Below are 14277 nucleotides of genomic sequence, written 5' to 3'. Positions count from 1 at the left end.
TATTATATTTCGAGCATAGAATATTGTACATAACGTAAGAACACAACGTAAGTAAATAAATATATAAGAGGTCAAAATTACATGTTTAGTTTTAAAAAGTCATTAACAATTGCTGCAGGTGTTGCAGGTGCATTTGCATTCGGTGCTTCAAACGCCAATGCGGACACAACAAACCAAAACTTACCTACAGATTATATTGTTAAGTCAGGTGATACATTAAACAAGTTATCATCAGAATTCAACACAACGGTTGAAAAAATTGCATCAAACAATAACATTAGCGATGTGAACATGATTGTTGTTGGTCAACACTTGAGTTTCGCTGAAAAGGCAGCAACGGCCCAACCAGCACAACAAGTTGTTGCACCTGCTGCTAAAGTTGAAGCACCAGTACAACAGGCTGTTGCAGCACCAGCACCAGTACAACAAGTATCTGCACCACAAGCCACTTCTTCTGCTGCTTTAGATGCTTTGATTGCTCGTGAGTCAGGTGGCAATGTTAACGCAGCCAATGGACAATATTTCGGTATTGGTCAATTGTCACCACAAGCTCGTGCCGTATACGGTGGTAACTCAACTGACTACAATGATCAATTGAATGCCATGAAGTCATACATTTCAGCGCGTTATGGTACAGCTGAAAATGCTTGGGCACATTCACAAGCTACAGGTTGGTATTAATTAGAAGCATATTATTGTATTAAAAGAGCTACAATCGTAGCTCTTTTTTTGTGTTATTTTTTTCACTAATTGTTTGACAGGGCTATTGTTAGCTAGGTATACTTATAATAATTGTTATGTGATAACAGTTTTTTAGGGGGCAATTATGGGACAAATGCAGGCGGGAAAAAATTATTATAGTGATGCTTTGAAATATTTTTTTCATGAAAAAAATATATCCGTCAAAGAGATATTGACGGAAGCCAACATTTCGCGTAGTCGGTTCTATGCTTATCTCAATGGTGAAGGTGATTTAGCAATGACAAGATTGATGTCAATTGTTACGGCTTTGGGGGTTGATTTCGATGAGTTCTTAACTTATGCCATGTTATTGCGTCCTGAAAATGAGATCGCTGAAGTGATCTCTGGACAGTTTGTGTCTTTAACTGATAGCGTGACACAAGCCGTCAGTTTATATCAAAATTCACATCGTGTTGGGCCGATATTGCAAGTGCTCCATCGGATTAATTTAACAGCCAGTGCACAAGAAGAAGAGCAGTATATCCAAAACATGCGCGCGACGATACAAGAGATTATTGGGACAACAAAATATTGTGAAAAAAATGAAATCAGAATATTTTTAAATACAATGCTTTATTTACCTTATGAACAAGTAAAGTTACGCTATAATCAAATTGTTAATAACTTAACAAAAAGGCAGCACTTTTCAACATTATCCGGTGACAGTCAACCATTTATCTTGGACAGTTTAGTTGAATTACACTATAAAATGATAATTGCTGCATTACAGGTACAACAGTTTGCTGCTGCTGACGACATAGCACGACATTTATTACAAGTACCGTCACAAGAATTTAGTTGGCATGCCAATGCATTGAAAAAAATGACCAGTATTATAGTTGCGCTTAGATCTAACCAAATTGCACAATCTAAGGCGTTGTACAGTCAGTTGACTGAAGCGGTATATTTTATGCAGCACGAGCAACAGTGGCTCAGATACGAAAAAATCATGCAGCACAACTTTAATCAATTAAAAACACTTGTATTAGGTAAAAAATAAGTAGCTATACATTTTTTAGGATTATAATAGAACAATGCAGATGAATTATGATTTTTTAGACAATTTTATTTTCCCAAATAAAGCCATTACCTTGAAAAATCGTGTGGTTATGGCACCAACGACTTTGCGAGCTTCTTTTGAAGATGGCAGCGTGACAACCGACGAACTTGCTTACTATCAATTACGCTCAAAAGGTGTCGGATTAGTTATTGCTGAAGCAGCTTATGTTAACCCATTGGGTCGTGGCTGGGAAGGCGCAATCAGCATTGCTGATGATGATAAAATACCTGGCTTAAGACGCTTAGCAAGTGCTATCCAATCGGGTGGTGCCAAAGCGGTATTGCAGCTAGTTGCTGCTGGGCGACAATCAACGACAACCATATTGCGTGGCGAACAACCGGTTTCGGCTTCCGCTCAAGCTTACCCACATGGCGAACACGAGCAGCCACGTGCCTTATCGCATGAGGAGATTGCGCAAAATATAAACGACTTTGCGCAAGCCACAAAACGTGCGATTTTAGCTGGGTTTGATGGTGTTGAAATTCATGGTGCCAATCTTTATCTCCTTCAGCAATTCTTCTCGCCAGAAAGTAATCGACGTGAAGATATATGGGGTGGTACGCGCGATAAAAGAAGCCGTTTTGGTTTGGCGGTGACGGCAAAAGTAGCGCAAACGATTAAAAAATATGCGGAAAAGCCCTTTCTGCTAGGGTATCGACAGTCTCCCGAAGAATCAACGACGCCGGGTATCAGTCTAACTGATTCAATTGCTTTTGCCCAAAAACTGACACAGTTACCGGTTGATTATTTACACTTATCGTTAAAAGATGCAACCCAGACGTCCTTTCGAGATAAGCAGGATACCACGCCGATTGTGTCACGCTATCGTCAAGCTTTGCCGGATCAGTATCCTATTATGGTTGCTGGTCTACTTAAGCAACCAGGTCAGGTTGAAGCGCTAATGGATTTGGGCGCAACTTTTGCTGCGTTAGGACGTCAACTCATTATTGACCCTAACTGGGTCGAAAAAATCGTTGCAAACGATGAAAAAAGTATTCGCTATGCGTTGTCACCAAGTGAATTTGAGACATTAGCTATCCCTAAACCACTGGAAAACTGGTTACTGACGCGGTTTCGGAATGGGTTACCATTGACAACTGATCCCGAATTCAATCCAGAGAGACCTTGGCAATATTATAAACATGACACGTTGTCAGATAGAAAGCCAATAGATCCGACTAAGCTAATGACATTAAAGCCTAAAAAATAGCGCTTTTTTACCATACAGACTATTTCTGAATTCAGAGATGCGTTATTTTTTAAAAAAAGTGTTGACGTGATTATTTTTTCTTGCTATACTAATATAGTTGTCTGATAGCAATACAGACATCACTGACCATGGCTCGTTGGTCAAGTGGCTAAGACGCTGCCCTTTCACGGCGGAATCGAGAGTTCGATTCTCTCACGAGCTATATCAAGTCGCAACTTCGGTTGCGGCTTTTTATATTGTGCGGGTGAGCAGTTTATTTTTGAGATAAACTGCTCACTTTTTTGTATTCTACTCTGATAAAGCGTATAATTAAAACACTTAATTTTTAAGAGAGCGAGATGCACATTGGATAATCAAATCAAAATTGATGAAACACAATATCTTAACAAAACGCTGAAAGCTATGGAAAAGTCGCTTAAAACGACAGCAGCTGAGATCAAACGTACCAATAAGCATATTGACACTGTATCTCAGAGTTGGGGTGACGTGCGACTAAAAACAGATACTTATTCTGGTATTGTCGAAACAGCGGCTTCTATCCGTCAGCAACAGCAAATGTTGTCTGAACGTGAGAATTCAAAAACGCGGGCAGAACATCGTTTTACAACTTTGACGCAGCAAATTGACAAACCCTATTTTGCTCGTATTGACTTCAGCGAATCAGCTACGGACAGTGGTGAAGCAGAAACAATCTATATTGGCTTGAGCTCTTTTAGTGACGATAACAACAAATTTTTAGTCTATGATTGGCGTGCGCCGGTGGCGTCTATTTATTATGACGGTGGTATAGGTGATGTGGCCTATTTAACCCCTGATGGTTCTCAGCGTGCGCACGTCACATTAAAACGGCAATTCCAGATTGAAGATGGCGTGATTGTTACATTGTTTGATACGGAAGAAGCTATAGGTGATGCGATGTTGATGAGCGCCTTATCGGGTGAATCATCAACTAAAATGAAATCTATTGTCACCACAATCCAAAAAGAGCAAAACAAAATTATTCGTAATACTGCCGCTGATTTGCTATTTGTTCAAGGTGCCGCTGGATCAGGAAAAACGGCAGCTGTTCTACAACGTGTAGCTTACTTATTGTATCGTTATCGTGGTAAATTAACGTCAGGCCAAGTTGTGTTATTCAGTCCAAACCAATTATTCAACGACTATATTGATAATGTTTTACCAGAATTAGGTGAACAAAACATGGTGCAAATGACTTTTTATCAGTATGCATCACGACGATTGCCAAAAATGGCAGTTGAGACGTTGCAAGCGCGTTTTGAAGAAGATCAAACTTCATCCACAATCGCTTTAGCTAAGGGGAGCTTAGCAATGTTTGATGCTGTTACAGCCTATGCCCAACACTTGAACCGTAAAGATTTAAAATTGCGATCGCTGATGTTCCGTGGCGAACCATTAATTTCTAAGACACGTATTGCAGAAATTTATTATCAATACAATGATAACTATAAATTGAGCCAACGACTGGACGCCACGCGTGATACACTCATGCGTAGTTTGAGTGCGCGCATTGGGTCAGAAATGCGCAAAGATTGGGTTGAACTTGCCATTGAGAATTTGTCCAAGCAAGAATATGATACATTAGTGGGTGCTGGGAAAGTGCGTGTTGGCGATGATCAAGAAAATGACGCCGCTTCGCGGACACGTCAAGCGCAACTGGGGGATGGCCCTAAGGCGCGTGAATTTGCTAGTGAAAAGGCCGAACGCCAATTCTTATCTCGCCAAATTGTTACGCAAGCACTGAAACCGTTAGCGCGTCAAATCAGACGCGGTAGTTTTTTAAATATTAATGCCCAATTCGTTGACTTGTTACGTCAATTACCAAATTACTTAGATTTAGCGCAGTTTGACCTAACTTTATCTGAGTGGCAGCAACACGTTGAGACAGTCATCGATAATTTGAAAAATAAACAGTTATCGCTAACTGACACAACACTATATCTTTATTTGTATGATTTAATTACTGGTAAAACAGGGGAAAGAGATATTCGTTTCCTATTTATTGATGAAATTCAAGATTACACACCATTTCAATTGGCTTTTCTGAAATTCAGTTTTCCACGGGCAAAATTCACCGTGTTGGGTGATTTAAATCAAGCAATTTTTACGAAAGATAATGCGAATAACTTGTCGCGTGATTTTGCTAAGTTGTTCGATAGTGACCGTGTTGAGCGTGTCAACTTAACGCAAACATATCGTTCGACACAGCAAATTACTGACTTTACGAAATATATTCTCAAAGGTGGCCAAAATATTGAGGCTTTCAACCGTTCAGGGCAAAAACCTAGGGTTAAGTTGTCACCAAATGAAGCTGACATGTTACATCAATTGCAGCAACAATTAACTGAGTATTCACAGCAACACGATACGACAGCCATTATTACAAAGACGTTGGCAGATGCTCAGTTGCTGTCCGAGCAGCTACAAGATACCAGTGTGACATTGATTCAATCAGAGAATCAGCGTTTGGCACAGGGAACCATTATTGTGCCATCCTACTTAGCTAAGGGATTGGAATTTGATGCCGTTATTATCTGGCACGCAGATAATACACGTTATGGGCAGGATTCAGAAAGGCGTTTGCTGTATACTGTCGCCAGTCGCGCAATGCATAGTTTGACATTATTAGCCGAAAAGCAAGTCTCTTGTTTGCTAGATCATGTTCCTGAAAAATTGTATGAGGTTGAGTCATGAATACCTTGATTGCCGATCTGTTAAAAAAATATGACGGGACTTTTATGACAGTAGGTATTGCTGGTTCTGTAGCTGTGGGTAAAAGTACTTTTGCGAGTTTATTGGCTAAACAGTTCGATGTAACCACAGCAATTATTAGTACGGATGACTTCTTAATGTCTAATGCATTGTTGACTGAGAAGGACATTTTCAATGAAAAGGGCTTTCCTCAGACTTATGATTTAGTGCGGTTAAATCAAGTGATACGTGATTTTTATGATGGGCATGAGACTGTTACCATCCCACAGTATAATCAAGAAATTGCCGACATAGATCCGAAACAATTGCAGACAATAACTAGACCTAAAATATTAATTGTGGAAGGCGTTGTGGCCCTACAATTGATGCATTTAGATTATAAAATTTATTTAGAGACTGATTTAAATGATATTAAGGCATGGTACCTGTCACGGACATTAGAAATGACAGCCTTAGCCAAGGCTGATCCAACGTCTTGGCGGTATCAATATACCAAAATGCCTTTAGGTGATTTAACGGATTTAGTGATGCAAACGTGGGACGAAACTAATCAGGTAAACCTTGAAAAGTTTATCTTACCCAGTCGTCAATACGCCAATGCCATTGTACAACTAAACCAGTATCATGATGTGCAACAAGTCACAATAAAAAATTTATAATAGATTGTCAACTTTGTTGACAATCTATTTTGTTAAGCGTATCATATTGAACATGGTCGTTAAATGATGGCGACTCAGACAATATAATAATTTAATTAAAGGAATAATAAACATGAGTGATGAAATACGTGACACCCATGGCAAACCAGTCAATCGCATGGCGATGATGATGGTTTTGCTGGTTGGTGTCTTTTCAGTAATGTTGATGCAGACAGCATTAGGAACAGCATTACCTGCATTGATGAAAGCATTTGATGTTAATGCTTCTACTGTGCAATGGCTAACGACTATCTTTTTGATGGCTAACGGTATTATGGTGCCAGTCTCAGCATTCTTAACGACAAGGATTCCGACAAAAACACTGTATTTATCAGCTTTGGCTTTATTTACGGTAGGGACATTTGTTGCTTTCGTGACACCAACTAATGCATTTTGGCTGTTAATGGTTGCCCGTGTCTTGCAGGCGATGGCTGTTGGTGTTTTGATGCCACTAATGCAGGTAGTTTCTTTGTCTTTGTTTGATGCGGAATCACGTGGTAAAGCAATGGGTCTGGGTGGCTTGGTAATCGGTATGGCACCAGCTATTGGCCCAACAATGTCAGGTTGGATTTTAGAAAAAGATCATACAATTTTAGGATTGACACTCGTTAATTCTTGGCGTTCAATTTTTGGTGTCGTTCTGCCAGTTGTTATTGTTGTGATGATTGCGTCTATCTTCCTTTTTCACGATGTATTACCAACTCAAAAAGTCACCTTAAATGTGCGATCATTGATTGAGTCAACATTTGGTTTCGGATTAGTACTTTATGGATTTGCTATGGTTGCTTCAAATGGTTGGGGTAGTGTCAAGGTGATCCTGCCACTTGTTGTTGGTTTATTGATTGTCATTGAATTTATGTGGCATCAATCTAAGATGGACAAGCCTTTCTTAGATATGTCCGTTTTCAAATCAAAGCAGTTTACCATTACGACGATTCTAGTGTCGTTAGCTATGATGGCAATGATTGGTGTTGAAATGGTTTTGCCAATTTATATGCAAAATATTAGAGGCTTAACACCATTGAATTCTGGCTTAACTTTATTGCCCGGTGCGCTAATGATGGGTATCGTGTCACCAATTGCTGGTGCCTTTTATGATAAGCATGGTGCTAAACGACTAGCCATGACAGGGTTTGCTATTTTGATTATTGGGACAGTACCGTTGTTCTATATGACAGCAGATACACCAACATTTTATATTACAGCATTCTATACATTACGTATGTTTGGTATTGCGATGACAATGATGCCGCTGACTGCTTCAGCGATGGGCGCACTGTCACCTAAAACTGCTGCCCAAGGTACTGCAGCGAACAACACCATGCGTCAGGTTGCCTCATCATTGGGGACAGCGGTCCTTGCTTCTGTGATGCAATCTGTCACAAAGGATAATATGCCTAAATCAAGCTTAAAAGGACAGGACCCGTTAGCATTTGGTCAAAAAGCGCTTGATGCAACACTTAATGGTTTCCATGCATCATTTTTACTGGCAGCAGCTTTTGCGGTGGTAGCCTTGTTGATTACCTTCTTGCTGCATAGTGGGAAAATTAATACACCAGCTAAGGAGGATAGATAACATGATTATTTTAATTATGGCGATTTTTGCAATCCTAGCTTTCTGGGCTAATATGGTCATGAAAAGGCCTATTTTACGTTATTTGGTGACAATTATCATGTTTGCTGGTCTCATTACCAGTGTCGTTGCTATTGTAGCAAACATGCATGATCATTATGGGATGAAGACGGAAACAACAACTGTCAAAAAAGAAATTTATTCTGCTGGCCCTGCTGAACAAACTTTTGGTGTTTTACTTTATCAAGGTGTCGGTAGTGATGGTAAAGAAAATGCTTATATTTATAAGTCATCCGCAACAGCTAGTCGAGTAACAGTTTCAAAACCTGACCTGAAAACATCATCACGCCAAGTGTCTGTTGCTGGTAATAAAGCCTATCGTATTGTTAAAACAACGCGTTACGTTTATAAAACAGATTTATATCGTTTACTGTTCGGTATAGCGGATAACAATCATCAACTTAAAAATTATCACATTGTGTATCAAGTACCAGATACATGGGTAGCCATGACGCCTGAACAAGCGAAAGCTTTACCAGCTAAGATGACGCCAAAATCTGCAGAAGAGAAAGCAGCAATGGCAATGCAACAGCAACAGTTAGCGGCCTTAGCTAAAACTGACCCAGATAAAGCTGCCAGCCTACAAGCACAACAAGTTAAAAAAATTTTGAATAATCAAAAGTAATGTTCAAGACTGATAAAAGCGATGACTTCTTATTTAGAGGTTATCGCTTTTATGCTATGATAATGTCAACAAGCACGCGTAAGTAAGTCATTGCAACAGTCAGTGATTATCTTGATTTACTAGGAGGCGCAATATGCATTTTTTTGTTAATAAAGGCATGGGACATAGCAATAGTGGTGTTGAGCACGCACAATTTTATCGTGCTGCAAGATTCAAAGAAAGCAACTTGCCTTTTAAATATATTTTTACGGATTACCTACCACAACTGCATCAACATATGTCGGAATGGCAAATTGCTGAAAACGATGTTATTGGGTTATATGACTTTTTTTTAAGTGATGATCCAAGGCAATACTTACGCGATGGCGAAGCTTTTCAACATACTTATCATGAAGACGTGCTCTATGATACTAAGGGGGTTCATCGTCTGGTTATCAGACAGACGACGGGCAATTTTAAGGCAACGACATATAAAAAACGTTTTTATGATTCGTCAACATCACGTGAGATTAATGTTGATCATCGTGTCATCCTAAAAAATGGCCAACATCAAATGAGTTGGCATTATTTAGGTACAGGGAATCATAAGCGAATGGTCAATATACACCTCAATCATTTTTATGAGGATGATTATTTTTTTGCAACTTATGAAGCACTCTTACTTTTCTTTTATCAGCAATTAGAACGTGTCTTTCATCATAATGTTTACTTTATTGATCGTGGTAGTGATAATGAGGAGGTACTTGTGCAGCTTAAGTCACAGCAAATCAATTTGAAAATTGTTGCGATTATTCACGCTGCACATTTTGTTTCAAAGCAAGGTGGTCATTTATTATGGAATAACCATTATCAATATTTGTTTGACCATCTTAATCAAATAGATGCTGTTGTGGTCTCAACGATGTTGCAGAAGCAAGATATTTTAAAGCAATTGGCCTTTTTAGGAAATACAAATATTTCCGATAAATTATATGCTATACCAGTTGGTGGTGTTGACCGCGTGCCAAAGGCACGCCATTTGTCTGGGGATGCTATTCGATTTGTAACAGCTTCACGCTTGCATGCGGAAAAAAATATTAGTCATATTATTTTAGCTTTGGCTCAACTACAGGCGAATGGTATATCGGCAACCTTGACCATTTATGGGTCTGGTGCAGATGAGCAAAATATTCGTCGGCTCATCTATGATGAGCAAATGACGGGCAGTGTCAAGATTAACGGGCTGAGTCAAAATTTATCAGAAGAACTACAAGCCTACGATGCATTTGTTTCAGCTTCTTATTCAGAGGGCTTTGGGCTAACTTATGTTGAAGCGATGGCACAAGGGTTGCCGATTGTTAGTTATCAAAACAGCTATGGTGCTCAGACACTGATACGGCCAAATGAGAACGGTATATTGGTGCCAATCACTGATGATAAAGATAAAAATGTTGCCGCCTTGGCACGTGCTATGAGACGTTTACTGACTGTGTATGATACATTGTCTATTGGGCAACAAAACGTAGCGAAAGCATTTACAAATCAGCAAATTAGTACAGCATGGGAAAAATTGGTAGGTGATTTACGATGACAATTGAACTTATCAATTCTTTGTCTGATAGCGCCTTACCTGGCGTGTCATGGCAAATTGAACAAGTCAGGACGGGTAAGAGTTCAGAACTGTGGGTGGCAACGCCACATGAAGATGCCAGTTATTTAGCAAGGCAATTAGGTTTAGCCCCTTATCAGGTTTTTGACATTTATGCGCAACGGTATTTGACGGCTATAGATGAAACAAAAGGTATTTGGTGGACAGACTTACCAGTCCCAAACAATGCACGTTTTGTTATCAACGCTGATTGGACAAAAAGTATTATGAGTTTAGGTTGCGAAATAGCCAAAGTGCGCTGGTATAGCGATGCTAAACGTATTGTTCAAGCGGTAGCTTGGCAAGACAGCCGCGGCCAAATTGACTACAAGGACATCTATCAACGCGATGGGAAACGGTTTGCGACCCAGTATTTTAGTGATGGTCAGTTGCTTGTAACCGAATTTTTCTTTGGTGATGAAGCGATAGTTGTCAGGGATTTTTACTTCAATAAAAGGCGTGACTTTGTCTACGCTAATGGGCAACAATTTGAATCTGCTGAACAGTATATTGCAGCTGTTATTAACCGGCAGACTAATCAAACGATAAATATCACGCAATTTGGACGTGAATTAACATTTGTACCAAAACATACGATATTAACACTAATTGACAATCTAACTGATAGTGCAAGTAATTTACAACCAAGATTAAGGCAGATTTTAACTGACCATCAGTCACCTATCGGTGAAATTAGAATGACAGATGCAAATTTTGATTACTTGAAACGTGCAGGGTTACCAACAAATCATGTTAAACTTGTGAGAATTTGATTATCATTTCACATATCACAACACAACGACTAGTTTTTGTTTTATAATGAGTATGTAACAATAAAATTTTGGAGGCTATCATGGCTAAATTGACTGTTTCAGATTTGGAACTTTCAGGTAAGAAAGTATTGATGCGCGTTGATTTCAACGTGCCTATCAAGGCAGGTGTTATCGGTAACGATAACCGTATTGTGGCAGCTTTGCCAACAATTAAGTACGTTTTGGAAAATAACGGACGTGCAATTTTATTCTCACACTTGGGTCGTATCAAGTCAGAAGATGATAAGAAAGAATTATCATTGGCGCCAGTTGCTGCACGCTTAGGTGAACTGCTAGGTAAAAATGTTAAGTTCGTACCACATACACGTGGTGAAGAATTAGAATCAGCAATCAATGCTTTGCAAGATGGTGAAGTGTTGATGGTTGAAAACACCCGTTTTGAAGACGTTGTTGACGGTGTTGAAGTCAAAAACGAATCAAAGAATAACCCTGAATTGGGTAAGTATTGGGCTGGCTTGGGTGATGATTTGTTCATCAACGATGCCTTTGGTACAGCACATCGTGCCCATGCTTCAAACGTTGGTATTGCATCAAATGTTTCTCAAGCAGCTGCTGGTTTCCTAATGGAAAAAGAAATCAAGTTCTTGGGTGATGCTGTTGCCAATCCAGTGCGTCCTTTTGTTGCTATCATTGGTGGTGCAAAAGTGTCAGACAAGATCGAAATTGTAAAGTCACTTTTGGCTAAAGCCGACAAAGTTATTGTTGGTGGTGGTATGGCTTATACATTTGATGCCGCGAAGGGTGAAAAGATTGGTAATTCATTATTCGAAGCTGATAAAGTTGAATTAGCTAAGGAGTTGATGGCTGAAGCTGGTGACAAATTGGTTTTGCCAGTTGATTCAATTGCTGCTGATGCCTTTTCAAACGATGCCAAAACAGAAGTTGTTGATGCTACAGCGGGTATTCCTGACGGCTATATGGGTCTAGATATTGGACCTAAGTCAGTCAAGTTATTACAAGATACTTTAGCTGATGCTAAGACAGTTGTTTGGAACGGCCCAATGGGTGTGTTCGAGATGCCTAATTTTGCCAAGGGAACATTGGCAATTGGTGAAGAACTAGTTAAAGTGACCGAAAATGGTGGTACAACAATCGTTGGTGGTGGTGATTCAACTGCTGCAGTACAACAGTTGGGTGTGGCTGATAAGTTATCACACATTTCAACTGGTGGTGGCGCCTCATTAGAATACCTTGAAGGTAAAGAATTACCTGGTATTGCTTCAATTTCTGAAAAATAATCAATAAAAAACAGTTTCCTATAGGAAACTGTTTTTTATTTTAATATTATATGATGTTGCACGGGTTTTATTAGTGAAATAATGAGCGCTCCTGTATAATAAAGGATAAGAAGAATTATTTTTTCAAAGGAGTTTACTATGATTCACGTATACAATACTTTGTCACGCGAGAAGGAAGCTTTCCACGCTATTACCCCAGGTAAGGTTAATATGTATGTTTGTGGCCCCACGGTCTATAATTATATCCATATTGGCAATGCGCGGTCAGCTATTGCCTTTGATGTGATACGCCGCTATTTAGAATATAGTGGCTACGTAGTAAACTATGTGTCTAACTTTACCGATGTTGATGATAAGATTATTCAACGCGCACGTGAAGAAGGCGTTGACGAAATGACAATCGCAGACAAGTATGCTCAGGCATTTGATGAGGATACTATACCACTAAATATTAAGCCAGCAACAACAAGATCGCGTGCAACAGCGGTGATTCCAGATATTATTGCGTTTGTTGAAGATTTGATTCATAAGGGTTATGCTTATGAATCAGCAGGGGATGTCTATTTTCGAGCTAAAAAATTCAAAGGCTATGGCATATTAGCCCATCAAGATTTAGCTGAGATGGAGGCTAACGCGGCTGGTAGATTAGATGATCAGGAGCTAACACGTAAAGAAGATCCGATTGATTTTGCTGTATGGAAGGCTAGCCATAGTTCAGATGAGATTTCATGGGTTTCTCCTTGGGGTAAGGGTCGGCCAGGTTGGCACATTGAATGCTCGGTTATGGCACAAAAGTATTTAGCCGATACTATCGATATTCACGGCGGGGGCATTGACTTAGCTTTTCCTCATCACACTAATGAAATCGCACAATCTGAAGCTAGGACAGGTCAAACTTTCGTTAATTATTGGTTACATAATGGTTTTGTGAATGTCAACGATGAAAAAATGTCGAAATCATTGGGTAATTTTACGACAGTGCATGATATGTTAGCCCATTATGATGATCCAATGGTCATACGTTATTTATTAGCAACAACACAATATCGCCGACCGATTAACTATGCGCCGGATACGCTTGAACAGGCACGTGCTGAATTAGAACGTATTCGAACTGCATATCGTAATGTATTTTTCCGAATAAGTACAGCCAAAACAGGACACGATGACAGCGTCGATTATGCGATCGCAGAACATATCAGTCATTTTAGAGAGGCTATGGATGATGATTTCAATACGCAAAATGCTATCGCGTCGATTTTTGAGTTGGTAACCATAGCGAATAACTATGCTAGTCGCGATGAGATAAAGTTAGATACGGCGACACGACTCACACATGCTATAGCTGATTTGATGAATGTCTTTGGTATTAATGGTTTATCTGAACACTTAACCTTATCTGCAGAAGCACAGGCACTTTTAGATAAGCGCGTCCAAGCACGCGCAGTTCGTGATTTTAATCTTTCTGATCAGTTGCGTGATCAACTATCTGACATGGGTATTATTGTAGAAGATACGACACAAGGACAAAGATGGCATCACGCATAAAATAAAAAAGTAGCAACTAAAAGTTGCTACTTTTTTATTGTAATGATTAAAAGCGAATATTATTTAAAATAAATCGTATTATACTATCAAAAAAAGAACGAAATGGATTATAAATTAAAAAGTGTACAGAAGTAAAAACAAAGTAAAGGAAGTAGTTGACGAGGGGGGAAAAGGTTGGTATATTAGTATATGTTCTTAAGAGCGAAAGAGAGCAACGGTGTGAGCGAGTGAAAAAGAACGCGAGCAAGTAGTTGACAAAGCGAGAAGAATAAAGTATAGTAATAAAGTTGTCAAAAAGCGAAAGCGATGCGAGCGAAAGTAAGCGACGAAATAA

Annotated in this window: 11 protein-coding genes and 1 tRNA gene; all 12 read left to right on the top strand. The window is 39.4% G+C overall.

Annotated features, from left to right (window positions below):
• Positions 1 to 81 precede the first annotated feature (81 nt).
• The 12 genes from C5L21_RS00060 to cysS all read left to right on the top strand — a co-directional run bounded on the left by C5L21_RS00060 (position 82) and on the right by cysS (position 13943).
• Positions 82 to 681 (top strand): LysM peptidoglycan-binding domain-containing protein, encoded by a 600-nt coding sequence (locus C5L21_RS00060; RefSeq protein ID WP_004902041.1) that lies wholly within the window; start codon positions 82 to 84, stop codon positions 679 to 681.
• 145 nt (positions 682 to 826) lie between these two features.
• Positions 827 to 1741 (top strand): helix-turn-helix domain-containing protein, encoded by a 915-nt coding sequence (locus C5L21_RS00055; protein WP_004904992.1) that lies wholly within the window; start codon positions 827 to 829, stop codon positions 1739 to 1741.
• A 34-nt stretch (positions 1742 to 1775) separates the two neighbouring features.
• Entirely contained in the window at positions 1776 to 3011 is a 1236-nt protein-coding gene (locus C5L21_RS00050) for an NADH-dependent flavin oxidoreductase (RefSeq protein WP_085700007.1), read from the top strand.
• A 130-nt stretch (positions 3012 to 3141) separates the two neighbouring features.
• Positions 3142 to 3213: transfer RNA gene (locus C5L21_RS00045), tRNA-Glu, on the top strand.
• Positions 3214 to 3356: 143 nt separating this feature from the next.
• Positions 3357 to 5723 carry an RNA polymerase recycling motor HelD gene (gene helD / locus C5L21_RS00040; RefSeq protein ID WP_133285970.1) on the top strand — a complete coding sequence of 789 codons (2367 nt, stop codon included), beginning with the start codon at positions 3357 to 3359 and terminating at the stop codon, positions 5721 to 5723.
• The gene (locus C5L21_RS00035) at positions 5720 to 6400 is read left to right on the top strand and encodes a type I pantothenate kinase (protein WP_085700003.1); all 681 of its coding nucleotides are present in this window, start codon (positions 5720 to 5722) and stop codon (positions 6398 to 6400) included. Before helD ends, C5L21_RS00035 begins: the two co-directional genes overlap by 4 nt.
• A gap of 112 nt (positions 6401 to 6512) precedes the next feature.
• Positions 6513 to 8015: an MDR family MFS transporter gene (locus C5L21_RS00030; protein ID WP_004904987.1), complete on the top strand. Its 1503-nt coding sequence runs from the start codon at positions 6513 to 6515 to the stop codon at positions 8013 to 8015.
• Between the two features lies 1 nt (position 8016).
• Positions 8017 to 8697: a DUF4811 domain-containing protein gene (locus C5L21_RS00025; protein WP_085700001.1), complete on the top strand. Its 681-nt coding sequence runs from the start codon at positions 8017 to 8019 to the stop codon at positions 8695 to 8697.
• Between the two features lie 133 nt (positions 8698 to 8830).
• Entirely contained in the window at positions 8831 to 10267 is a 1437-nt protein-coding gene (locus C5L21_RS00020; RefSeq protein WP_085699999.1) for a glycosyltransferase, read from the top strand.
• Positions 10264 to 11097, top strand: a complete 834-nt coding sequence (locus C5L21_RS00015; protein ID WP_085699997.1) for a glycosyltransferase — start codon at positions 10264 to 10266, stop codon at positions 11095 to 11097. The genes C5L21_RS00020 and C5L21_RS00015 overlap by 4 nt, the downstream gene beginning before the upstream one ends.
• An 80-nt stretch (positions 11098 to 11177) precedes the next feature.
• Positions 11178 to 12395, top strand: coding sequence for a phosphoglycerate kinase (locus C5L21_RS00010; RefSeq protein WP_004904976.1), 1218 nt, complete (start codon positions 11178 to 11180; stop codon positions 12393 to 12395).
• Positions 12396 to 12533: 138 nt separating this feature from the next.
• Positions 12534 to 13943, top strand: a complete 1410-nt coding sequence (cysS, locus tag C5L21_RS00005; protein ID WP_085699995.1) for a cysteine--tRNA ligase — start codon at positions 12534 to 12536, stop codon at positions 13941 to 13943.
• Positions 13944 to 14277 lie beyond the last annotated feature (334 nt).

It is taken from the genome of Leuconostoc citreum (assembly GCF_004354555.1).
Taxonomy (GTDB): domain Bacteria; phylum Bacillota; class Bacilli; order Lactobacillales; family Lactobacillaceae; genus Leuconostoc; species Leuconostoc citreum.
The sequence above is the reverse complement of the archived record's forward strand: the minus strand, read 5'-3'. Positions and strand labels throughout refer to the sequence as shown.